The following is a 25,110-nucleotide window of genomic DNA, read 5'->3' as shown; positions in this document are numbered from 1 at the left end:
TTTAACAGATTTTTCAAGACATAATGATTAGTCAATATGTCTTGAAATAGAAGGATATGCTATCAGTAATGAACTGTAAAATAGACAAAGATATAACAGTTAAGAAGATATCTAATATTCAAAGAATGATTAAAAAATATCATATAATTCAGTAGTAATAATAACTGGGAATGTATGTATAAATCGTTTTTGATTTGAACCTTGATGAAACATAAAAATATGTCGTACTTCTAAAATTTAAATAAGATTAAGAGTTAATGCAAAATCAATGAGAATAGGTTGAAACATAGTATGCTCTCTTTCATATTATTAGTTAAGTATGATAAATGATATTAGTGTTAAAAGTGAATGTTGTACATTTAAATGAAGTGAGTGATATTCATTTGTCGAGTGGGCTATAGTAAGATGGTATCACTAAATATTTATAATAAACGTGATAAAATATAAATAAGATTAAAAATATTAGGTGAGAAATAATGTCGAAAGTTAGTTTAATTGAAAGTCCATATCCGCTTCAATCTATAAAAGGACTTGGACCAAAGAGAATTGCTTTACTACATGAATTGAACATTCACACAATAGAAGATTTAGTGTTGTATTTACCAACACGTTATGAAGATAATACTGTCGTAGATTTAAATTTAGCTGAAGATCAATCCACTGTGACAGTAGTTGGAGAAATTTATTCTGTACCCACAGTAGCCTTTTTTGGACGGAATAAATCAAAACTAACTGTCCATTTAATGATTGATAATATCGCAGTTAAATGTGTATTTTTTAATCAACCGTATTTAAAAAAGAAAATTGAGTTAAATCAAATAGTGACAATAAAAGGTAAATGGAATCGTGCTAAACAAGAAATTAATGGAAATCGTATTTTTTTTAATGACACTCATCCCTCTACTGAAGACGTGAGATTAGAACCGATATATCGACTTAAAGAAGGCATTAAACAAAAACAGATGCGTGATATGATTCATCAATCTCTTAATGATGTCACTATACATGAATGGATTACGGAGGAATTAAGACAAAAATACAAATTGGAATTACTAGATTATACTATTAAAACGTTGCATCTACCTAAAGATAAACAAGCTCTTATGCGTGCGAGACGTACATATGCTTTTACTGAATTATTTATGTTTGAACTACGTATGCAATGGTTAAATCGCTTAGAAAAAGCTTCAGATGAAGCCATTGAAATTAATTATGATATTAATAAAGTGAAGTTATTTATCCAGTCGTTGCCTTTTGAATTAACAGATGCACAGAAATCGAGCGTTAATGAAATATTTAGAGATTTGAAAGCTCCAATACGCATGCATCGTTTATTACAAGGTGATGTTGGGTCAGGGAAAACAGTTGTAGCAGCAATTTGTATGTATGCACTCAAAACTGCTGGATATCAATCTGCACTGATGGTACCTACAGAAATTTTGGCTGAACAACATGCAAATAGTTTAACTGAACTTTTTGGTGACCATATGAATGTTGCTTTATTAACTGGATCGGTAAAAGGAAAAAAAAGACGTGTATTGCTAGAACAATTAGAGAATGGCACAATTGATTGTTTAATTGGCACGCATGCATTGATTCAAGATGATGTACAATTTAAACATGTAGGGCTAGTTATTACTGATGAACAGCATCGTTTTGGTGTGAATCAACGTCAATTACTAAGAGAAAAAGGTGCTATGACCAACGTATTGTTTATGACTGCGACGCCTATACCGAGAACGTTAGCCATTTCAGTATTTGGAGAAATGGATGTGTCCTCAATTAAACAACTACCTAAAGGTCGAAAGCCAATTATTACACATTGGGCGAAACATGAACAGTATGACCAAGTGTTAGCTCAAATGACAAGCGAATTAAAAAAAGGACGCCAAGCCTATGTGATTTGTCCACTAATTGAAAGTTCTGAACATCTAGAAGATGTACAAAATGTTGTTGAACTTTTTGAGTCATTACAAGCGTTTTATGGTAAAACACATGTAGGTTTATTACATGGGAAAATGTCAGCAGACGAAAAAGATGAAGTAATGGCACGTTTTAGTAATCATGATATTGATATCTTAGTGTCGACAACCGTAGTTGAAGTAGGCGTTAATGTTCCTAATGCTACATTTATGATGATTTATGACGCTGATCGCTTTGGATTATCTACACTACATCAACTTAGAGGTCGTGTTGGACGTAGTGAACATCAAAGTTATTGTGTACTAATTGCATCACCTAAAACAGAAACTGGCATTGAAAGAATGACCATTATGACACAAACTACAGATGGATTTGAATTAAGTGAACGTGACTTAGAAATGAGAGGTCCTGGTGATTTCTTTGGAGTTAAACAAAGCGGGTTACCAGATTTTATGGTTGCTAATATAGTAGAAGATTATCGTATGCTAGAAGTAGCTCGTGATGAGGCAGCAGAACTCATTCAATCTGAGGAGTTTTTTACTGAGAAGTATGAACGTTTAAGAGCATTTATCAACGACCACTTACTTAACATGAGTTTTGATTAACATCAGTAAACTGATATTTAATTCAAATTATTTATTATATGAAAATGTAATATGTGTTGAGGATAATAAATAGAAAGTGTTATGATATGTGAGGAATGATTAAGACTTGGTACTAAAATATTTAAAGGGGAGGAAAGTATGAAATTAAAAAAAACAGAACGTCGTCATGAGATTAAGAAGGCGATTAATGAAAACCCCTTTATTACGGATAGTGAATTGTGTGAGTTATTCAACGTAAGTATTCAAACTATCCGTCTGGATCGCACACAACTTAATATTCCTGAATTACGCAAACGTATTAAATCTGTAGCTAAACAAAATTATGAATACATCAAAGGATTGGAAGCTAATGAAGTGATTGGGGATCTTATTCAAGTTAAACCTAATTATTCTGCCCAATCTATTATAGAAATTACAGAAGAGTATGTGTTTCAAAAAACACGTATTGCACGTGGGCATATTTTATTTGCTCAAGCTAATTCATTATGTGTAGCCCTAATACATAACTCTACTGTTTTAACTCAAGAAAGTAATTTGAAATTTATCGAAAAAGTAAAGTTGCATGATAATGTTAGAGCAGAAGCAACCGTAATCAATAGAACAAATCGACATTATGATATAAAAGTGGAATCTTTTGTAAAAGATACACTCGTTTTTACAGGCATATTTAAAATGTTTTATATAAGTGAGGATGAAAACCATGGTTAAAATTGCTGTAGATATGATGGGTGGCGACAATGCACCAGGAATCGTATTAGAAGCTGTAGAGAAAGCAATCAATGATTTTAAAGATTTAGAAATTATTTTATTTGGTGATGAAAAACAATATACATTAAATCATAAGCGTATAGAGTTTAGACATTGTTCAGAAAAAATTGAGATGGAAGATGAGCCTGTACGTGCCATTAAAAGAAAAAAAGACAGCTCAATGGTACGCATGGCAGAAGCGGTTAAATCTGGTGAGGCAGATGGCTGTGTATCTGCTGGCAATACAGGTGCTTTAATGTCAGCAGGTCTATTTATCGTCGGACGTATTAAAGGTGTAGCTAGACCAGCACTTGTTGTCACATTACCTACTATCGATGGTAAAGGATTTGTCTTTTTAGATGTTGGAGCCAATGCAGATGCAAAACCTGAACACTTATTGCAATATGCACAGCTAGGTAATATTTATGCTCAAAAAATTAGAGGTATTCAACAACCTAAAATATCATTGTTGAATATTGGAACTGAACCAGCAAAAGGAAATGCTTTGACTAAAAAAACATATCAATTATTAAAAGATGAAGCGACTCTCCAATTTAATGGAAATATTGAGGCTAAAACATTGATGGAGGGTGACACAGATGTAGTGGTCACTGATGGTTATACTGGAAATATGGTACTAAAAAACATCGAAGGTACTGCTAAATCAATTGGAAAAATGTTAAAAGGTACACTACTAGCTAATTTAAAAAATAAGCTTGCTGCTGCGATATTGAAAAAAGATATCAGTAAGTTTGCGAAAAAATTAGACTATGCAGAATATGGTGGGTCTGTTCTTTTAGGGTTAGATGGTACTGTAGTAAAAGCACATGGCGGTTCAAATACACGTGCATTCTATTCTGCAATTCGACAAGCTAAAATTGCTGGTGATGAACAAATAGTAAAAATTATGAGAGAAACGGTAGGTAGTGATAATGAGTAAAACTGCAATTGTTTTTCCTGGACAAGGTGCACAAAAAGTAGGAATGGCTAAAGATTTATATCATGTTAATAAAGATGCGACTTCTATTTTAGAATCAGCGCAAACAACTGTTGATTTTGATTTATTAGAAACGATGTTTACAGATAAAGAGGAAAGATTAGGAGAAACTGAGAATACTCAACCTGCATTGTTAACACATAGTATTGCATTACTAAAAGCACTAAACCGTATAGATGTTGACTATACAATGGGGCATAGTCTTGGTGAATATTCAAGTTTAGTAGCTGCTGGCGTACTAAAATTTGAAGATGCAGTGAAAATTGTGCGTAAGCGTGGCGAATTAATGACTCAAGCTTTTCCAAATGGTGTAGGAAGTATGGCAGCAGTTTTAGGATTAAGTTATGAAGAAGTAGAGGAAATTTGTACAGAAATTTCATTTGGAGATCAATTAATTGAACCTGCCAATATTAATGCACCAGGTCAAATCGTTGTATCTGGGCATAAGACGCTGATTGATAAATTAACTAAAGAAGGAAAATCTTTAGGTGCGAAGCGTGTGATTCCTTTAGCAGTATCAGGTCCCTTTCATTCTTCAATGATGCAAGTAATTGAAGAGAATTTTGCTGCATTTATTGATCAATTCACTTGGAATGATGCTCAATTTCCTATCGTTCAAAATTATAATGCTCATGGAGAAACAAAAGCAGAAACGATTAAACAAAATATGGTGAAACAACTCTATTCACCAGTACAATTTATTAAATCTACAGAGTGGTTAATAGACCAAGGTGTGGATCATTTTATTGAAATTGGACCTGGTAAAGTATTATCTGGTTTAATTAAAAAAATTAATCGAGATGTTAAAATTACATCGATTCAAACATTAGAAGATGTGAAAGGATGGAATGAAAATGACTAAAAGTGCATTAGTAACTGGTGCTTCTAGAGGAATTGGACGTAGTATTGCATTGCAATTAGCAGAAGATGGATTCAATGTAGCAGTTAATTACGCGGGTAATAAAGAAAAAGCAGAAGCAGTGGTTAAAGAAATCAAAGAAAAAGGTGTAGAAAGTTTTGCAATACAAGCAAACGTTGCTGAAGGTGATCAAGTCAAGGCCATGATTAAAGAAGTTGTAAATCGATTTGGTTCTTTAGATGTTCTTGTAAATAACGCAGGTATTACAAAAGACAATTTATTAATGCGAATGAAAGAGCAAGAATGGGATGACGTTATTAATACTAACTTAAAAGGGACATTTAATTGTATTCAAAAAGCTACGCCACAAATGTTACGCCAACGTAGCGGTGCTATTATTAATTTATCTAGTATTGTAGCGGCTATGGGTAATCCTGGACAAGCTAATTATGTTGCGACAAAAGCAGGTATTGAAGGACTGACAAAATCAAGTGCACGTGAACTTGCTTCACGTGGTATTACTGTTAATGCAGTTGCGCCTGGATTTATCGTTTCAGATATGACAAATGCATTAAATGAAGATCTTAAATCACAAATGTTGGAGCAAATTCCATTATCACGTTTTGGAGAAGATAAAGATATTGCCTATGCAGTGTCATTTTTAGCATCTGATCGTGCGAAATATATTACAGGTCAAACGTTATCAGTTAATGGTGGCATGTATATGTAATATATACATCATGTATTTAAAAGGATAAATAGTCATTATATCCTTTTAATAAATACTTGTGTTTTAGCCCTTAAAATGGGAAAATATAATAGTCTATGGATAGACACTTTTAAAGGAGGTGAATCGACGTGGAAAACTTCGATAAAGTAAAAGATATCATCGTTGACCGTTTAGGTGTAGACGCTGATAAAGTAACAGAAGATGCATCTTTCAAAGATGATTTAGGCGCTGACTCACTTGATATCGCTGAATTAGTAATGGAATTAGAAGACGAATTTGGTACTGAAATTCCTGATGAAGAAGCTGAAAAAATCAACACTGTTGGTGATGCAGTTAAATACATCAATAGTCTTGAAAAATAAAAACTTACATCTGAGTCGTCATCATGATGGCTCAGATTTTTTTCATAGGACATCAATAACATGAACGGAGGTTTATCAACCATGCACCCGAAACAATCTGAAATGATTAAAGACTTTCAATATCAATTTGATAAAAAAATGAAGATGCTTGATCTTAGTTATACTCATTTAGATGTGTACCAACAAGCGTTTTCGCACTCTAGCTTTATTAATGATTTTAATATGGATCGATTAGCTCATAACGAGCGTTTAGAATTTTTAGGAGATGCGGTATTAGAATTGACGGTTTCACGTTACCTTTTTGACAAATATCCTAATTTACCAGAAGGAAATTTAACTAAAATGAGAGCGACCATCGTATGTGAACCGTCACTTGTAATATTTGCAAATAAAATTGAATTAAATCAACTCATTTTACTTGGAAAAGGCGAAGAAAAAACAGGCGGTAGAACAAGACCTTCATTAGTATCAGATGCTTTTGAAGCGTTTATTGGGGCTTTATACTTAGACCAAGGCTTAGAAGTAGTCTGGAAGTTTGCTCAAAAAGTCATTTTTCCATATGTAGAACATAATGAATTAATTGGCGTGGTCGATTTTAAAACACAATTCCAAGAATATATTCATAGTCAAAGTAAAGGTGATGTGACGTATCATTTGATTAAAGAAGAAGGTCCAGCACACCATCGCTTATTTACATCTGAAGTGATTTTAGAAAATAAAGCAATCGCAAAAGGACAAGGTAGAACAAAAAAAGAATCTGAACAAAAAGCAGCCGAAAGTGCTTATCATATGTTAAGAGATGAGAACAAATAATAATGAACGCATTTCATATATTATCTTCTTTTCAACAAGAATGAGTATGAATGAATTAAGGAGAAGAGTATGGTTTATTTGAAATCTATAGATACCATTGGCTTTAAGTCATTTGCTGATCGTACGAATGTACAGTTCGATAAAGGCGTGACAGCAATTGTTGGTCCAAATGGTAGTGGAAAAAGTAATATTACTGATGCGATTAAATGGGTTTTAGGAGAACAATCTGCTAAGTCGCTTCGTGGCTCTAAAATGGAAGATATTATTTTCTCAGGGGCAGAACATCGTCAAGCACAAAATTATGCAGAAGTACAATTAAAATTAGATAATTCTACAAGAGAATTGGAGATTGAGGCTGATGATGTGATTGTAACACGTCGTCTTTATCGTAGTGGAGAAAGCGAATATTATTTAAATAATGATAGGGCACGTCTACGCGATATTACGGAGTTATTTTTAGATTCTGGTCTAGGAAAAGAAGCGTTTAGTATTATTTCACAAGGTAGAGTAGATGAAATTTTAAATGCTAAACCTGTTGATCGACGTCAAATCATAGAAGAATCAGCGGGTGTTTTAAAGTATAAAAAAAGAAAAACAGAATCTTTACAAAAGCTAGATCATACAGAAGATAATCTATCTAGAGTAGAGGATATTTTATATGATTTAGAAGGGCGTGTTGAACCTCTAAAAGCAGAAGCATCTATTGCTAAAGAATACTTACAATTATCAAAAGAGATGGAGCATAGTGATGTTGTCGTAACTGTATACGATATTAATCAATATGATGAAGAGAATCGTCAACTCGATGAACGATTGAATCATCTAAAAAGCCAACAAGCTGAAAAAGAAGGCCAACAAGCTCAATTAAATCAATATCTGCAAAAACAAAAAACACAACGTCAAAAACTTGAAAGAGATACTGACCACGCTAATATAGATTTAATTACTACAACTGAGGAATATGAAAAATGTATTGGAAAATTAAATGTACTTGAAGAGCGAAAAAGAAATCAATCAGAAACGAATGCACGTTTTGAAGAAGAATTAGATAATTTACAGTATGAATTAAATAATGTTCAAAATGAAAGAGAACTTTCTGTAGAACAAGTATCTAAACTAAAAAAACAGCATCAATCGCTTAATAAAGAGATTAAACAGTTAGAATCAAAACTTAATCTTACAGATGCACAACATGATGAAAAATTAGAAACTATTAAAAATGAATATTATGAATTAATGTCCGAGCAATCTGAAGTGAATAATGATATTCGTTTTTTAGAACGTACTATTCAAGAAAATGAAAGCAAAAAAACACGTCTCGATGCAAGATTAATAGAAGTATTTGATCAACTTAAACATATTCAAAATGACATACATCAAACAGAACACGCGCATACTACTACATCACAAAAAATGAATACAACAGAAAAAGACATGCGTGACGTTGAATATCGTTTATCTGAAGCAAAACGTATAGAAGCAACATATGAAGATAGGTTATATCAAGCGTATCGATATACTGATAAAATGCGTGTGCGTATGGAAAGTTTAGAAACACAAGCAGAAGACTATTCCTACTTTTTTAATGGCGTAAAACATATATTAAAAGCAAAAGAGCATACTTTAAGTGGTATTCATGGTGCAGTAGCTGAAGTCATTAAGGTACCATCAAAATTGACACAAGCAATTGAAACAGCGTTAGGAGCCTCACTACAACACATTATTGTAAATAATGAAAAAGATGGTCGCCAAGCGATAAAATTTTTAAAACAACGAGGATTAGGAAGAGCAACATTTTTACCACTAAATGTAATTAGAGCAAGAAGTTTATCTCATCATATTCAAAATGTAGCTCGAAATTTTGATGGTTTTATTAATATTGCATCTGAAGCGGTTGAAGTTAATCAAACGTATCAAGCTGTCATAGATAATTTGATGGGTACTACAATTATAGTGGAGAATCTTAAAATTGCGAATGAACTTGCAAGAGCGATTCAATATAAAGCGCGAATCGTTACCTTAGAAGGAGATATCGTTAATCCAGGAGGATCAATGTCAGGTGGCGGAATGCGTCAATCAAAAAGTATTTTAGCTCAAAAAGATGAATTGGCAACAATGAAAACACAATTAAACGACTACGAAGAGAAAACAAAAGAATTCGAACAACAATTGCAAAAGCAAAAAGAGGAAGTTGAGACATTAAGTAATAAGTATGTAGATTTAAGCCAACAATATCATCAATTAAAAGCCACCGCTCACGAAGAAACATTGACTTTAGATCGATTAAAAAAACAAGAAACACATATAAAAAGTGAACATGAAGAATTTGAATTTGAGAAAAATGATGGCTATCAAAGTGAAAAAAGTCGTCATACATTAAAACAACAACAATTGCGTTTATCTGAAATTCAAGAGCAACTAAAACAACTTGAAAATGACATAGAGGTATATTCAAAACTCTCTAAAGAGGGTAAAGAAAATGTATCGCAAGTTGAAAAAGAATTAAATCAAAAACGTTCTGATGTTGCAGTCGTTAAAGAAAAAATAAGTCATCAAACTATGTCATTGGAAAGAATAGATAAACAACTTACACAAATTAATCAACAAATCATAGCAACTAAAGAGAAAATAGAATTATTTAATTCTGACGATATGATGGGTGAAAAAGCATTTCAACAGCTTCAATCAAGTATCCAAGATAAAGCGTCTCAACGTGATAAATTAAAACAAAAACTTGATGATTTAAAAGAACAAAAGGATTCTATAAATGAAGATATTGAAATTCATGAGTACAAACTCGAACAATACCATCAAGATTTATTATCAATTGAAAGTTTTTATCAAGATATTAAGGCCCAACAGTCTAAATTAGATGTTCTTATTAATCATGCAATGAATCATTTAAATGAAACGTATCATCTTACACTTGAACGTGCGAGAGAAACGTATCAATCAGATGTTCCAATAGAAACATTAAGAAAAAAAGTAAAATTAACTAAGATGTCAATTGAAGAATTAGGTTCTGTTAATGTTAATGCTATTGAACAATTTGAAGAATTAAATGAACGTTATACATTTTTGAATGAACAAAGAAATGATTTAAGAGAAGCAAAACAGACTTTAGAACAAATCATTGATGAGATGGATCAAGAAGTAAAAGATCGTTTCAAAGCTACATTTCTTGAAGTACAGGATTATTTCACAATTGTTTTTCAATCACTTTTTGGTGGTGGTCATGCTAAGTTAGAGCTTACGGATGATGATTACTTGTCTGCAGGAGTAGACATTATTGTTCAACCACCAGGTAAAAAATTACAACATCTTTCTCTATTAAGTGGTGGTGAACGCGCATTAAGTGCTATTGCATTACTATTTGCTATTTTAAAAGTAAGATCGGCACCATTTGTTATACTAGACGAAGTGGAAGCAGCTTTAGATGAAGCTAATGTTATTCGTTACGCACAATTTTTAAGTGATTTATCTGAAAAAACCCAGTTTATCGTCATTACGCATAGAAAAGGTACTATGGAGTATTCGGATCGTTTATATGGTGTTACAATGCAGGAGTCAGGCGTTTCAAAATTAGTAAGTGTAAATTTAAATACAATAGATGAGGTTATGAAGGAGGAAAATGCATGAGTTTTTTTAAACGACTAAAAGATAAATTTTCTACAAAGTCGACTGAAGATATTGAAAAAGAATTAACGGAAGATGAGAAATTAGATCAACCATCAACAAAAGATAATGATCAAGAAAATGAAGAACCTGTACCAAAAAAGAAAAAACCACGTAAATTAAGCGAAGCTGACTTCGATGAAGATGGGTTAATTTCAATTGAAGATTTTGAAGAAATTGAAGCTCAAAAAATGGGAGCGAAATTTAAAGCAGGTTTAGAAAAATCAAGAGAAAATTTCCAAGAGCAATTAAATAACTTGATTGCACGTTATAGAACTGTAGATGAAGATTTCTTCGAAGCTTTAGAAGAAATGTTGATTACTGCGGATGTAGGTTTCAATACTGTTATGCAATTAACGGATGAATTACGTACAGAAGCACAACGTCGTAATATCAAAGAAACTGAAGGTTTAAGAGAAGTTATCGTTGAAAAAATTGTAGAAATTTATCACCAAGAAGATGATCATTCAGAAGCAATGAATATCGAAGATGGCCGATTAAATGTCATTTTAATGGTTGGGGTCAATGGTGTAGGTAAAACTACAACGATTGGTAAATTGGCACATCGTTATAAAATGGAAGGTAAAAAAGTTATGTTGGCTGCTGGTGATACTTTTAGAGCAGGTGCAATTGAACAATTACAAGTTTGGGGCGATCGTGTAGGCGTAGAGGTAATCAGACAAAGCGAAGGTTCTGATCCAGCAGCAGTTGTTTATGATGCAATCAACGCGGCTAAAAATAAAGGTGTAGATATTTTAATTTGTGATACAGCAGGTCGTTTACAAAATAAATCAAACTTAATGCAAGAATTGGACAAAATGAAACGAGTTATTAGTCGTGCTGTTCCAGATGCACCACATGAAGCATTATTATGTTTAGACGCAACCACTGGTCAAAATGCACTATCACAAGCACGTTCATTCAAAGAAGTAACCAACGTTTCAGGAATTGTGCTCACTAAATTAGATGGCACAGCAAAAGGTGGTATTGTACTTGCTATTCGAAACGAATTGCATATTCCAGTAAAATACGTTGGTTTAGGTGAAAAACTAGATGATTTACAACCATTCAATCCTGAAAGTTATGTATATGGATTGTTTGCGGATATGATTGAGCAAAATGATAATATCCCTGATGAAATGCAAAGCTTAACAGACAATAATGAGGAACACCAAAATGGGGAAAAATGATTTAGTTAAAACGTTAAGAATGAATTATCTATTTGATTTTTATCATTCTTTGCTTACTGAAAAACAAAAGAATTATCTTGAATTATTTTATCTAAATGATTACTCATTAAGTGAAATTGCTGAAACGTTTAAAGTGAGTAGACAAGCGGTTTATGATAATATAAGAAGAACTGGCGATTTAGTAGAAGACTATGAAACTAAATTAAAGTTATATGAGAAATTTGAACAACGTCAAATGATTTATAACGAAATGAAACAATCCATTCATGATACTAAAAAACTGGAACATTTAATCCAAAATTTAGAAGAACTAGAATAATTTATAAGGAGGTTGTTAATATGGCATTTGAAGGATTATCCGATCGTTTACAAGCCACGATGCAAAAAATTCGCGGTAAAGGTAAAGTAACAGAAGCGGATATTAAAACAATGATGCGTGAAGTTAGATTAGCATTGTTAGAAGCCGATGTTAACTTCAAGGTAGTCAAAGACTTTGTTAAAACAGTTTCCGAACGTGCTTTGGGATCAGACGTTATGCAGTCTTTAACACCTGGACAACAAGTTATAAAAATAGTACAAGATGAATTAACACAATTAATGGGTGGGGAAAATACATCTATTAAAATGGCTAATAAGCCACCCACAGTTGTAATGATGGTTGGTTTACAAGGGGCAGGTAAAACAACTACTGCTGGTAAATTGGCATTGTTAATGCGTAAAAAATATAATAAAAAGCCAATGTTAGTAGCAGCCGACATATATCGTCCAGCTGCGATTAATCAATTACAAACAGTAGGTAAACAACTTGATGTACCTGTTTATAGTGAAGGTGATCAAGTTAAACCACAACAAATTGTAGATAACGCATTAAGATATGCTAAAGAAGAACATTTGGACTTTGTAATTATCGATACGGCGGGACGTTTACACATTGATGAAACATTAATGAATGAATTAGCTGATGTTAAAGAAATCTCAAAACCAGATGAAATTATGCTTGTTGTAGATGCAATGACAGGACAAGATGCTGTGAACGTTGCGCAATCATTTGATGAGCAATTAGATGTCACTGGTGTGACTTTAACTAAATTAGATGGAGATACTCGTGGTGGTGCGGCACTTTCTATCCGTGCAGTAACACATAAACCAATTAAATTTGTTGGTATGAGTGAAAAAATGGATGGTTTAGAATTATTCCATCCAGAGCGTATGGCATCTCGTATACTAGGTATGGGTGATGTATTAAGTCTTATCGAAAAAGCGCAACAAGATGTGGACCAAGAAAAAGCTAAAGATTTAGAAAAGAAAATGCGTGAGTCTTCATTTACATTAGATGACTTCTTAGAACAATTGGATCAAGTGAAGAATCTAGGACCACTGGATGATATTATGAAGATGATTCCAGGTATGAATAAAATGAAAGGCTTAGATAAGCTAAATATGAGCGATAAACAAATTGACCATATTAAAGCTATTATTCAATCAATGACACCTAATGAAAGACAAGATCCAGCAATTTTAAATGTTTCAAGAAAGAAACGTATAGCAAAAGGCTCGGGCCGTTCATTGCAGGAAGTTAACCGTTTAATGAAACAATTTAATGATATGAAAAAAATGATGAAACAATTTACGGGTAATGGTCGTAAAGGTAAAAAAGGTAAACGTAGCCAAATGGAAAATATGTTAAAAGGCATGAATTTACCATTCTAGAAAGTAATGAAGACGGAATAACATTTTAAGTGTTATTCCGCTTTTTCATAAATAAGTAAAGGAATGCATGTATATTGGTATATGCATAACCAAAATGAATAAAGATAAGCCCTAGCTAAAGCTAGTACATAATCAAATTTACGATTTATTTCATAAATCTAGATTTGGTAAAGAAAAAAGTCTTTACAAAGTTGAATGTTCCTGTTATTATTATTTCTTGTAGAAAATAAAAATTAAAAGATTTAAAGGAGAGTTTTATAAATGGCAGTTAAAATTCGCTTAACTCGTTTAGGTTCAAAAAGAAATCCATTCTATCGTATCGTTGTAGCTGATGCGCGTTCACCTCGTGATGGTCGTATCATCGAACAAATCGGTACTTACAATCCAGCAAGTGTAAATGCACCAGAAGTTAAAATCGATGAAGAATTAGCTTTGAAATGGTTAAAAGACGGTGCAAAACCAACTGATACTGTTCACAATATCTTATCAAAACAAGGTATTTTAAAAACATTTGATGAACAAAAACGTTCAAAATAATTGATAATAATATCATATAATAACTGGTCTGTGACATAAGGTATGTCACAGGCTTTTATTATATGTGCACTCTATAAGAAACATGTTAATATGTATAAATAAACGACTATGTAAGGAGGATAAGGATGCAAGTAGAAGTAGGACAAATTGTAAATACACATGGGATTAAAGGAGAAATAAAAGTAAAATCTAATTCCGATTTTACTGATACACGTTTTCAACCTGGAGAAGTCCTTATCGTAAATCACCACCATAATGAAATAGAAATGACTATTACATCATATCGTATACATAAAGGATTCCACATGCTTAAATTTGAAGGTATTAATAATATTAATGACATCGAACAATATAAAGGAGATTATTTATTCCAAGAACGTGATCATGAGGATATTGAATTGAATGAAAACGAATTTTATTATTCTGATATTATTGGGTGTACGGTGTTTAATAATGATACACCAATTGGAAGAGTAATTAATATTTTTGAAACTGGTGCCAATGATGTATGGGTTGTTAAAGGTGACAAAGAGTACCTTATCCCATATATAGCAGATGTCGTTAAAGAAGTAGATGTTGAACATAAAACAATTTGTATTACGCCAATGGAAGGATTATTAGAATAATGAAAATAGATTACCTAACATTATTTCCAGAAATGTTCGACGGCGTTCTAAATCATTCGATTTTGAAGCGTGCGCAAGATAAAAATATTATTGAAATTAATACTGTAAACTTTAGAGATTACGCTGAAAATAAACATAATCAAGTGGATGATTATCCGTATGGTGGCGGTCAAGGAATGGTTTTAAAACCAGAACCAGTATTTAATGCAATGCAAGATTTAAAGCGTACTGATAAAATGCGTGTCATTCTCATGTGTCCTCAAGGACGACCATTCTCTCAAGCAATTGCTGAAGAATTGAGTGAAGCTGAACATATTGTATTTATTTGTGGACATTACGAAGGATATGACGAAAGAATTAGAGAAAATTTAGTAACCGATGAAATTTCAATGGGGGATTATGTATTGACTGGTGGAGAATTACCAGCTATGACTATGACTGATGCTATCGTTAGGTTAATTCCTGGAGTACTTGGTAATGAACAATCCCATCAAGATGATTCTTTCTCAGATGGTTTACTTGAATTCCCACAATATACGCGACCAAGAGAATATAAAGATATGACTGTACCTGACGTATTATTATCTGGAAATCATGCAAATATAGAAAAATGGCGACATGAACAAAAATTAATACGCACTTTGCATAAACGTCCGGATTTACTAGAAAAGTATCAATTAAGTGATAAGGATAAAGAATTTTTAGAAAGCTATAAAAATCAATTGAAAAACAACTAGGAGTATGCTAATATATATCAAGTGTGAAAAGACACTAAAAATCACTATGATCCGCTGCTATATGATTGTCTAGGCAAGAACATAGGTTGAAGGAGAGTATAAAAATGAGTAATCATAAGTTAATCGAAGCAGTTACAAAATCACAATTACGCACAGACTTACCAACTTTCCGTACTGGTGACACGTTACGTGTACACGTACGTATCGTCGAAGGTTCACGTGAACGTATCCAAGTTTTCGAAGGTGTTGTAATTAAACGCCGTGGTGGAGGAATTTCTGAAACTTTCACAGTTCGTAAAATTTCTTCAGGTGTAGGTGTGGAACGTACATTCCCATTACACACTCCAAAAATCGAAAAAATCGAAGTTAAACGTCGCGGTAAAGTACGTCGTGCTAAATTATACTACTTACGTAGTTTACGTGGTAAAGCTGCAAGAATTCAAGAAATTCGCTAATCAGTATATAGAAAACCATACTAAAAAATGGGTAAGTTAATACGCATTTAAAAAAGAGTCCGGGACTAAAGTTCCAGGATAAGTAAAAAAGGACAATTTCTATTGAAATAATATAGAAATTGTCTTTTTTATAATTTTTTTGATTATTTTCAACTCATCGAGCTATTACTTTTCTTATATTAAGTGCTATTAGCACAAATTCTAGTTTTCTTTTAGCTTTATTTATTTCTCTAATGGATATTCGAGGGAAACAAAATCGACTTCATAAATGCAAAAACAGGCTCTACATCGATTTTTCTTTGACTGTAGATTGTAGATGGTTTTTGTTTTTGGTATTGTTTGGACAAATGAATTTATCGAATTCAGTCTTAGTAATTGTTTTTACAATATCGTTTATGGGAATGAGAACTGAAGTTTCCATTGGTAGAGTAAATTGTGTCATGTTATCATCTTTATACATAAGACACCTCGTTAATTTAGTTTAGTGAAGTTTATTAAATTATAGGAAAGAACCTTATTTTTTTTAAATATTTCAATGTAAAATTACATATAACAAAGTATTTTGGCAAGATTCTTGAGAGAACAGGACAAACTGAAGACTACAGGCTAAACCTGTCCCCTAAGAAAGTGAGTCAACAATACGTAGTATTTGTAAATAAAGAAGCCAGTAAATGAATTTATAATGAACTCATTTACTGGCTATTTTGCTAGAAATGATGTCCCAGCCTCTTTTTATTTTAATTGATTTTTTCTTTTTAAATATCTGCTAAATATTATACTGCTTATTATTCCGATAATGCTCAAAATTAATAGTTTATAAAAATGTGGTGGTGTATAAGATAATTCAATATGAGTATCATTTTTCTTGACTGGAATAGCTGTCATAATACCGTTAGCTTGTTTTACATCTACATCGTGTCCATTAACACTTGCGTGCATACCGTTAGTATAGACGATTGGGACCACTAAGTATCCAGAAGTTCCTTTAGGTTTAGTGAATGTATAGCCACTTCTAAATTGTGAAATAGTCACAGGTTTAAGTGATTTAGAAGCTTGTTTTAATGTATGATAATCTTCTCCATAGATACCTTTAATAGATAGTCGATAATGTCCTTTAGTAAGACGAATCTTTAATTGATCCGACGCTTTTACTCTCATTGTTACAGGAGTTACAAAACGTCGATATTTATAACTTAGCATATTACGATTTTGAGCATATTCATTTACTCCTATAGAATGCTCAATATCGGGAGCTAACAATTCTACATCCATTTCGACATACATATCTTTATATTGATTAGCTAAAGTTTTAGGTAATGTCAATGTGATACCACCATTATTTTTTTCTACGTTTAAATGAGTTTTATCTTTCCAAGTAGCATTATGTGTAGATTGATATGCTTTACTTAATAGGTTTTTATTTTGAGTGAAAGAAGTATTCGCTTTTATTGAATCATCATCTAATACTACACCTTGTAGCATCGCTTGCTCACGATCTAATGGCGATTTGAGATCATGTTTATTAAAAATCTTATTAGTAATATGAGTGGCTGGATAATTAATAGTATTTTCTGAATGAATTAATTTATCTGAACCATTATTGATAGTATCTACCTTTTTAAAACCATAAGGCATATTCAGATCGTTAGGATGTCGGAACCGATTTTGAACATCCCACATGGCTTCTAAATTTGCTCGGTTCCCTAAGTATCGATATGTACTATTCTTATCAACAGGCATATTAATTTGCATTTCTTTATCATAGTATTTTAATATATCACCATCAAAAATACTTGAATAAAGTGAAATGCCATTATAATGGTAAATAAATGGTGAATTGAGTGCATAGGCTGACATATAATCGATACGATGGAAAGGATTTTTATTATCTTTTTGTTTCTTAATATTATTAATTCTTTTAGCAAGTTTATGGTTATAATAACTTGAATCTGTTAATGTTTTTGTAGTTGTTGCATACGGATCAATAGTACGAGCTCGTGAATCGTGTGTCATCATAATTTGTTGTACAAAGAATAGTAACACAATAGCTATTAGTATATAGGGTTGATATAACCATTGTTTTTTCCATACTACAAAGGTTAAAACGATGATTAAAAATAATGGTACAATCATCCAATTGACATAAGTACTTGTAAATATATAGTGATATAAACCAAATATAAATACCGGAATTGCTACAAGTAAATATTGTTTTAATGTAAGTTCAGATAAATATTGAATATATAATGCAATTAAGATACTAGTTGAAATAGATAAAAAGTATACCCATCGACGTTGTGGTAGTGAAAAGCCATTAAATGCACTATCAAAGTATTGTGATAAAGATCCAATAAGTAAAAACCAAGTGATAATAGCAAAAATTTTATAATAGTAGTGACGATATAACTTAAACGTAAATAACGCCATCAATGTAATAATCGAAACTGTGATATAAAAACCATCAGAAAAAATATGATATTTATTTTGTGTTAAATCTGTAAACAATGTAATATTAAAGTCATTATTTTGGGCTCTATCATTATTTAGGAATGAAGATACACCTGTATAGAATCCTAAAATACTAGATAAAAGCGCAAGTATTGCACCAATAACGAGTAAATAAAATTTTTCCCATCTTGATACGATATCATAACGATATTTAAAAATGATTCTTAATATGAAATAAATCCCTAATACAATAGCTTGGTAGTAACTGAAATAAAAATTAGAAAATAAGGTCAGCGCAACTGAAAAGATAAATAGCCCTATTCTTCTTTTTTGGAAGAAACGTTCCATTCCCCATAAAGATAAAGGTAATAAAATCAATAAGTCTCCATAAAATGACCATGTATAGTTATAGTAAAGAACAAGAGTGGATGCACCATATAAAATAGTAGCGATAAGCAATGGCGCCGTTTTCAACTTTAGCCATTTTAAGTAGTAAAATACAACAATAATTGTAATAATCGTTCTAGTGTAAGCGATTATTAATTGGTTAGTTGCCCAAAAGGCGATGTGACTCGTTTGCCAATGAAATAAAAAGTGACTTACCCAGATTATAAAAAAATTAATCCACATTATCGGAGATAAAGAATAATAATAGGCTAACCCCTTAATGTAATCTCCACCTAATCCAAATGATTGATCATAGGCTCCTTTGAACTTACTATAATGTTCATATAAGTACATTTGAAATGGCATCATTTGTCTAAAACCATCTCCGGAACCACTAAATACAAATCCTTCTTTGACATAATCTCGAATAAATGGATAATAAACTGCTAAAGAAATGATATTAGCAATTATAAATATAGATAAAAAGGTCAATAATCGATTGGACCGAATTTTATTGATCAATGTTTTTCCTCATCTTTCTCTTTTTGGTATTAACAAATCTAACAAATACAACACTTATTATTATACTGATTAGTGAAATTAAAATCATAGTATTCCAATAAGATGGTTGATATTTAATAATTATTTTTTTGGCAGATGAATTAACAGGAACGCCTGTCATCATGTAATTAACTTTCATAGGTTTAATACGGTGTCCATCAACATACGCTTGCATACCTTCTCTATAAGGAATATTAATTGAAGCAATCCCTTTATCATGTTTAGCTAAGTTGACTTCGACGCCATTTTTAATATCTTTATATTTGTTATTAAAATCAGCTTTTTCATGCATTTGTTTTAACATTTTATAGTTTTCACCATTTAATTGTTGAAGATTTAAATAAAATGTTCCTTTAGGAGATAAAGTGATATTGATGTTTCCTTTATTATCAGGTTGTGTTCGATAAAGTTGTGTATCAATACCAGTACGATAAGTAGAATTATTAAATAATCGGTGATTTGCATAATTATTCACAGAGACTGTGTAATTACTATCGGGATGACCACGCTTTATTTTCATCGTAACGTAAAAATCATCATACTTTTGGCGTAATGATTGAGGTAAGTGTATTGTTAATGTTCCACCTTTATCTCCAATTACTTTATAGACATTACCATTTAAATGTTTTAGATTTTTATAACTCAATGATGATTGAGTTAATAAATTAGGAGCTTTATCTTTATAACTTGTGCCTTCATTGTTTAAAATAACACCTTTTAACATTGCATGTTCTCTATCAATTGCAGTTGTTAATTTTTTACTATTGTATATAGAATCAGTTACTTTAACAGAGGGTAAGTTAAGTGTATTTTCATAAATACCATATTGCCCGCTTGATTTTATTTTTTTGAAGTAGGAAGGTAAGTTATTTTGATAATTTTTTAGCATCATATAACGCACTGAAAATAGACTCGCGATATTTTGTCGTCCATTCGTTGATTGATATCGACTCAATGACTCCTCAGCTAAATTAATTTTTAAAGCATCGTAATAATAATCGAGTATATTATGATGGAAAATACTTGAATACAAACTTAACCCTTTAAAATGTTGATACATCGGTGTATTATCTTGTTCGTTGACTCTCCAATCGATACGTTCATCCTCATGCTTATTTTGATTCATTTCTTTGACAAGCGCACGTTGTAAGTCGGAACTATATAAACTGGAATTAATATAAAACGTATTTCCACGATCAGTGTGATCTTTATAGTAAATTTGATTTTTAATGAATACTATAGAGACCAAGATACTTAATAATATAATTGAAATATTATATAAATAACTTAATTTAAAACGATATGTACGATCTTTAATGATAAGAACCATCAGTCCAATTAAAGATACAATAGGGACTAATATGAACCATGCTAAAAATTTATGATATATAATAGCGCTTATAAATATAACTAATTCTGCGATTACATTACTTATTAGATAAGATTTTGTAGTTAGTGTTTTGAAATATTTTAAAAATAATCCGATTAATATTGTGGAATTAAAAGCTAAAATAAAATGCCAACGCTTTTGAGGCGCTGAAAAACCATTAAATACTTGGTCGATGAAAGGTATAAAACTAAATATAATAAATACAAAGGTAAGGATAGCAAATAAACGATAATAATAATGTTTATATAATTTAAAACTTAAAAGAGCTTGAATGGTAATAAATAATAATACAATTAAATAATTATCAAAGAAAATGTTTGTATTAATATCTAATTTTTCGAATGTATCAACTGCTCCAGAAAAAGGTACACGACGGTTATTTAAAAAGCTTTGAGCACCATGAAAAAAGATAAATAAACTATTACCTAAACCTAACAAGGCACTAATGACTAAAGTAAAAAATGCTTTACTTCTTGAGAGAATATCTTTGGGATGTCTAAATATTACACGAATCAGTATATAACCCGCACCTATTAAACAAAGATAGTATGCAAAATAAAAGTTATTAATTAGTATTAAAGAAACAGTAATAATGAATAGTCCAAACTTCTGTTTTTGCAAGACTCTTTCAATAGAGAGTAATAATAACGGCATCCAAACAAACACATCACTAAAGAAGGGCCAATACACTGTAAAGCGATAATATAAGGGTGACATAACAAATAAAAATGCTACAACTAAGCTTAAGCATTTGTTATTTGAAATGTATTTACTATATAAGTAAGTGCAATACATGGCAATCGTTGTTTTAATCATTGAGATAATAAGTGCATTAATCATCCAAAATAATACATCATGCGTATGTAAAGGAATAAAAATTTTAATAATTGCAATAAATACTACATTTATTATAAATAAAATATTTGTGGAGAAGTAGTAACTAAGATCTGTAAAGAAATCTCCACCTAATCCAAAATCGGTGGAATAAAACAAATTGCCACTACTCCATTTATCAAATAAATACATTTGAATTGGAACCATTTGTTCCATTCCATCATTTGGACCTGTAAATAAAATGCCATCGTGAATAAAACGATAAATGACATAACTATGTCCTATTATGGACAGTGCTATAAAAAGTCCTAGATAAGTAAAAAATTTTTTCATATTAAACCTCTGTAGTTAGAATGTACTATTAATAATTAAAACATGACTACATACTAAATTGTAGAGTATTAAACTTCTTAATAAAAGTATTTATATGTTTTATAAAAAATTAAAAATGTGTTTTTAATATTAGCGATTTAATGAATATAAAATAGCATGTTAAAATATAATAGAACTGATAACAGTAGTGAAGATTTTAAATATTGATTATAATCGAACAGTTGAAATAAATTTAATGAAAGTAGGGTGAATGTCATGGTGATTCAATGGTATCCAGGGCATATGGCAAAGGCCAAAAGAGAAGTGACAGAACAACTTAAGAAAGTAGATGTGGTATTTGAACTTGTTGACGCACGTATACCGTATAGTTCAAGAAATCCAATGATTGATGATGTCATTAATCAAAAACCACGCGTAGTTATTTTAAATAAAAAAGATATGTCGAATTTAAATGAAATGCAAAAGTGGGAACATTTCTTTACTGATAAAGGTTTTTATCCTGTAGCAGTTGATGCGAAACACGGCAAAAATTTAAAAGGTGTAGAAAATGCTGCAATTGAAGCGACTAAAGAAAAGTTTGAGAAAGAAAAAGCGAAAGGACTTAAACCTAGAGCTATACGTGCCATGATTGTTGGTATACCTAATGTGGGAAAATCTACATTAATTAATAAGTTAGCTAAAAAAAACATTGCTCAAACAGGAAATAAGCCGGGAGTAACGAAACAACAACAATGGATTAAAGTAGGTAAAGCATTACAACTGCTAGATACCCCAGGTATTTTATGGCCCAAATTTGAAGATGAAACTGTAGGTAAAAAACTAAGCCTTACTGGTGCCATTAAAGATAGTATCGTGCACTTAGATGAAGTAGCAATATACGGTTTACAATTCTTAATTAAACATGATGTTGAAGGATTGAAGAATCATTACAATATTGATGTAGAAACTGATGCAGAAATTTTAGAATGGTTTGATGCTATTGGACGTCGACGTGGGTTATTACAAAAAGGAAATGAAGTCGATTACGAAGCTGTCATCGAATTGATTGTTAATGATGTGCGTAATGCTAAAATTGGAACTTATTGTTTTGATATTTATTCAGAAATGAAAGGGAACTTAGATTATGCCTCAAACAATTAAAGAAATTAAAGCATTATTAGACACAATTGATTCAATTGAAGCACTTGAACAACATGAATTAATGAGTGATACAAGAAAAGGGGTACAGCAAAATATAGTACGACGTCGTCAACAGCTTTTAAAAGAGCAGGAAACACAAGAACATTATCAACACATGAATAAATATGAAAATGAAATATTAAAGGACAATCCTAATGCTTTAATATGTGGAATTGATGAAGTAGGTCGTGGTCCACTTGCAGGGCCTGTTGTAGCTTGTGCAGTCATTTTAAATAAAGAACATCAATATTTAGGATTAGATGACTCGAAGAAAGTTTCAGCAACAAAGCGAAAAATACTTAACGAACAATTGAAAGAAGGCGTTTATGATTATGCTTACGGGATAGCAAGCGCTGAAGAAATTGATGAGTTCAATATTTACCATGCAACCAAATTAGCTATGGAACGTGCTATTAATCAATTAAAACAACAACCTAATCATTTACTTATTGATGCTATGACATTGGATAATGCAATGCCTCAAACTTCTATTATTAAGGGAGATGCTAAAAGTGTTTCTATTGCTGCTGCTAGTATCATGGCAAAAGAATATAGGGATGGTTTAATGGCGGAAGTAGCACTGAAATATCCTGGTTATGATTTTGAAAAAAATGTAGGATATGGCACTAAATCACACCTTCAAGGATTAAAACAATTAGGCATAACACCATATCATCGTAAAACGTTTGAGCCTGTTAAATCAATGATACATTTAAAATAAAAATAAAATTATTTGAATTTAAAAACTATTTCAAAAAGTATAACACTTTCAGTTTACAAAAGCGCTTACATTTTCTATAATTAAAGTGAACTTAACCTAAGAAACAGGAGGATGGAAGATGAATATCCACGAGTATCAAGGTAAAGAAATATTTCGTGCTATGGGCGTAGCTGTTCCAGAAGGACGTGTAGCGTTTACTGCTGAAGAAGCGGTGGAAAAGGCAAAAGAATTAAATTCAGATGTTTATGTAGTGAAAGCACAAATCCACGCTGGGGGTAGAGGTAAAGCAGGTGGAGTTAAAATTGCTAAATCACTATCTGAAGTTGAAACTTATGCTAATGAATTATTAGGCAAGCAATTAGTAACGCATCAAACTGGACCTGAAGGTAAAGAAGTTAAACGCTTATATATCGAAGAAGGTTGTGATATTCAAAAAGAATATTATGTAGGCTTTGTCATTGATCGTGCTACTGATCGTATCACATTGATGGCTTCTGAAGAAGGTGGAACTGAAATTGAAGAAGTTGCAGCTAAAACTCCAGAAAAAATCTTTAAAGAAACAATCGATCCAGTGATAGGGTTATCACCTTTCCAAGCACGTCGTATTGCATTCAATATTAATATTCCAAAAGAATCTGTAAATAAAGCAGCAAAATTCTTACTTTCTTTATATAATGTTTTTGTTGAAAAAGATTGTTCTATTGTTGAAATTAATCCACTTGTAACAACTGGTGATGGTGATGTTTTAGCTTTAGATGCGAAATTAAATTTTGATGATAATGCATTATTCAGACATAAAGATATTTTAGAATTACGTGATTTAGAAGAAGAAGATCCAAAAGAAATTCAAGCATCTAAATATGATTTATCATATATTGCCTTAGATGGTGACATTGGTTGTATGGTTAATGGTGCCGGATTAGCCATGGCTACAATGGATACAATTAATCATTTCGGTGGTAATCCAGCTAACTTCCTAGACGTTGGTGGCGGTGCTACAAAAGAAAAAGTAACTGAAGCATTCAAAATCATCTTGGGTGATGATAATGTTAAAGGTATTTTTGTAAATATCTTCGGTGGAATTATGAAATGTGATGTGATTGCAGAAGGTATTGTAGCAGCAGTTAAAGAAGTCGAATTAACTTTACCTTTAGTTGTTCGTTTAGAAGGTACAAACGTTAAACGTGGTAAAGAGATTTTAAATGAATCTGGTCTAGCAATTGAACCAGCAGCAACAATGGCTGAAGGTGCACAACAAATTGTTAAACTTGTTAAAGAAGCGTAAGGAAAG

General features: G+C 31.6%; 21 protein-coding genes and 1 pseudogene. 18 read left to right on the top strand and 4 right to left on the bottom strand.

Going from position 1 to position 25,110, the window contains the following annotated elements; translation table 11 throughout:
* Positions 1-476 precede the first annotated feature (476 nt).
* The 15 genes from recG to rplS all read left to right on the top strand — a co-directional run bounded on the left by recG (position 477) and on the right by rplS (position 15,966).
* Entirely contained in the window at positions 477-2,528 is a 2,052-nt protein-coding gene (recG, locus tag HMPREF3046_RS09920) for an ATP-dependent DNA helicase RecG (RefSeq protein WP_070719206.1), read from the top strand.
* 138 nt (positions 2,529-2,666) lie between these two features.
* Positions 2,667-3,236: a transcription factor FapR gene (gene fapR / locus HMPREF3046_RS09915; RefSeq protein WP_049336517.1), complete on the top strand. Its 570-nt coding sequence runs from the start codon at positions 2,667-2,669 to the stop codon at positions 3,234-3,236.
* Complete coding sequence (plsX, locus tag HMPREF3046_RS09910; RefSeq protein WP_070719204.1) at positions 3,229-4,215, top strand: phosphate acyltransferase PlsX; 987 nt, start codon at positions 3,229-3,231, stop codon at positions 4,213-4,215. Before fapR ends, plsX begins: the two co-directional genes overlap by 8 nt.
* Positions 4,208-5,134, top strand: a complete 927-nt coding sequence (gene fabD, locus HMPREF3046_RS09905; RefSeq protein ID WP_070719203.1) for an ACP S-malonyltransferase — start codon at positions 4,208-4,210, stop codon at positions 5,132-5,134. The genes plsX and fabD overlap by 8 nt, the downstream gene beginning before the upstream one ends.
* Positions 5,127-5,861, top strand: coding sequence for a 3-oxoacyl-[acyl-carrier-protein] reductase (fabG, locus tag HMPREF3046_RS09900; RefSeq protein ID WP_070719201.1), 735 nt, complete (start codon positions 5,127-5,129; stop codon positions 5,859-5,861). Before fabD ends, fabG begins: the two co-directional genes overlap by 8 nt.
* Before the next feature lie 128 nt (positions 5,862-5,989).
* The gene (locus tag HMPREF3046_RS09895) at positions 5,990-6,223 is read left to right on the top strand and encodes an acyl carrier protein (RefSeq protein WP_001830184.1); all 234 of its coding nucleotides are present in this window, start codon (positions 5,990-5,992) and stop codon (positions 6,221-6,223) included.
* Between the two features lie 81 nt (positions 6,224-6,304).
* Positions 6,305-7,036, top strand: a complete 732-nt coding sequence (gene rnc, locus HMPREF3046_RS09890; RefSeq protein WP_070719199.1) for a ribonuclease III — start codon at positions 6,305-6,307, stop codon at positions 7,034-7,036.
* Positions 7,037-7,105: 69 nt separating this feature from the next.
* Positions 7,106-10,675: a chromosome segregation protein SMC gene (gene smc / locus HMPREF3046_RS09885; protein ID WP_070719197.1), complete on the top strand. Its 3,570-nt coding sequence runs from the start codon at positions 7,106-7,108 to the stop codon at positions 10,673-10,675.
* Positions 10,672-11,901: a signal recognition particle-docking protein FtsY gene (gene ftsY / locus HMPREF3046_RS09880; protein ID WP_070719195.1), complete on the top strand. Its 1,230-nt coding sequence runs from the start codon at positions 10,672-10,674 to the stop codon at positions 11,899-11,901. The genes smc and ftsY overlap by 4 nt, the downstream gene beginning before the upstream one ends.
* Positions 11,888-12,220, top strand: coding sequence for a putative DNA-binding protein (locus tag HMPREF3046_RS09875; RefSeq protein WP_002448806.1), 333 nt, complete (start codon positions 11,888-11,890; stop codon positions 12,218-12,220). The genes ftsY and HMPREF3046_RS09875 overlap by 14 nt, the downstream gene beginning before the upstream one ends.
* Before the next feature lie 20 nt (positions 12,221-12,240).
* Positions 12,241-13,611: a signal recognition particle protein gene (ffh, locus tag HMPREF3046_RS09870; protein ID WP_002448737.1), complete on the top strand. Its 1,371-nt coding sequence runs from the start codon at positions 12,241-12,243 to the stop codon at positions 13,609-13,611.
* A gap of 261 nt (positions 13,612-13,872) precedes the next feature.
* Positions 13,873-14,148 (top strand): 30S ribosomal protein S16, encoded by a 276-nt coding sequence (gene rpsP, locus HMPREF3046_RS09865; protein ID WP_002448807.1) that lies wholly within the window; start codon positions 13,873-13,875, stop codon positions 14,146-14,148.
* Positions 14,149-14,273: 125 nt separating this feature from the next.
* Positions 14,274-14,774, top strand: a complete 501-nt coding sequence (gene rimM / locus HMPREF3046_RS09860) for a ribosome maturation factor RimM (protein ID WP_002448854.1) — start codon at positions 14,274-14,276, stop codon at positions 14,772-14,774.
* Entirely contained in the window at positions 14,774-15,511 is a 738-nt protein-coding gene (gene trmD, locus HMPREF3046_RS09855) for a tRNA (guanosine(37)-N1)-methyltransferase TrmD (RefSeq protein ID WP_070719193.1), read from the top strand. Before rimM ends, trmD begins: the two co-directional genes overlap by 1 nt.
* A gap of 104 nt (positions 15,512-15,615) precedes the next feature.
* Entirely contained in the window at positions 15,616-15,966 is a 351-nt protein-coding gene (gene rplS / locus HMPREF3046_RS09850) for a 50S ribosomal protein L19 (RefSeq protein WP_002448843.1), read from the top strand.
* Positions 15,967-16,002: 36 nt separating this feature from the next.
* Here rplS and HMPREF3046_RS11560 read toward each other — a convergent pair.
* From HMPREF3046_RS11560 to HMPREF3046_RS09835, 4 genes and pseudogenes are all read right to left on the bottom strand, one after another.
* Positions 16,003-16,289 (bottom strand): annotated as a pseudogene (locus HMPREF3046_RS11560) (transposase); the annotation flags it as partial.
* Positions 16,250-16,408: a hypothetical protein gene (locus tag HMPREF3046_RS11655; protein ID WP_172848035.1), complete on the bottom strand. Its 159-nt coding sequence runs from the start codon at positions 16,406-16,408 to the stop codon at positions 16,250-16,252. The gene HMPREF3046_RS11655 and the pseudogene HMPREF3046_RS11560, both read right to left, overlap by 40 nt.
* A gap of 290 nt (positions 16,409-16,698) precedes the next feature.
* A complete protein-coding gene (locus tag HMPREF3046_RS09840; RefSeq protein WP_070719190.1) occupies positions 16,699-19,323 on the bottom strand; it encodes a YfhO family protein in 2,625 nt (874 codons plus the stop codon).
* Positions 19,313-21,919, bottom strand: coding sequence for a YfhO family protein (locus HMPREF3046_RS09835; protein WP_070719188.1), 2,607 nt, complete (start codon positions 21,917-21,919; stop codon positions 19,313-19,315). Before HMPREF3046_RS09835 ends, HMPREF3046_RS09840 begins: the two co-directional genes overlap by 11 nt.
* A gap of 255 nt (positions 21,920-22,174) precedes the next feature.
* On the opposite strand from HMPREF3046_RS09835, the gene ylqF reads away from it, so the two are divergent.
* The 3 genes from ylqF to sucC all read left to right on the top strand — a co-directional run bounded on the left by ylqF (position 22,175) and on the right by sucC (position 25,104).
* Complete coding sequence (gene ylqF / locus HMPREF3046_RS09830; protein WP_070719186.1) at positions 22,175-23,059, top strand: ribosome biogenesis GTPase YlqF; 885 nt, start codon at positions 22,175-22,177, stop codon at positions 23,057-23,059.
* The gene (locus HMPREF3046_RS09825) at positions 23,043-23,819 is read left to right on the top strand and encodes a ribonuclease HII (RefSeq protein ID WP_070719185.1); all 777 of its coding nucleotides are present in this window, start codon (positions 23,043-23,045) and stop codon (positions 23,817-23,819) included. The genes ylqF and HMPREF3046_RS09825 overlap by 17 nt, the downstream gene beginning before the upstream one ends.
* Positions 23,820-23,937: 118 nt before the next feature.
* Complete coding sequence (sucC, locus tag HMPREF3046_RS09820; protein WP_002448800.1) at positions 23,938-25,104, top strand: ADP-forming succinate--CoA ligase subunit beta; 1,167 nt, start codon at positions 23,938-23,940, stop codon at positions 25,102-25,104.
* The last annotated feature ends 6 nt before the right edge of the window (positions 25,105-25,110 follow it).

Origin of the sequence: Staphylococcus sp. HMSC070D05 (genome assembly GCF_001815595.1) — a bacterium.
GTDB lineage: Bacteria > Bacillota > Bacilli > Staphylococcales > Staphylococcaceae > Staphylococcus > Staphylococcus hominis.
This window is presented reverse-complemented; position numbering and strand designations above follow the sequence as displayed.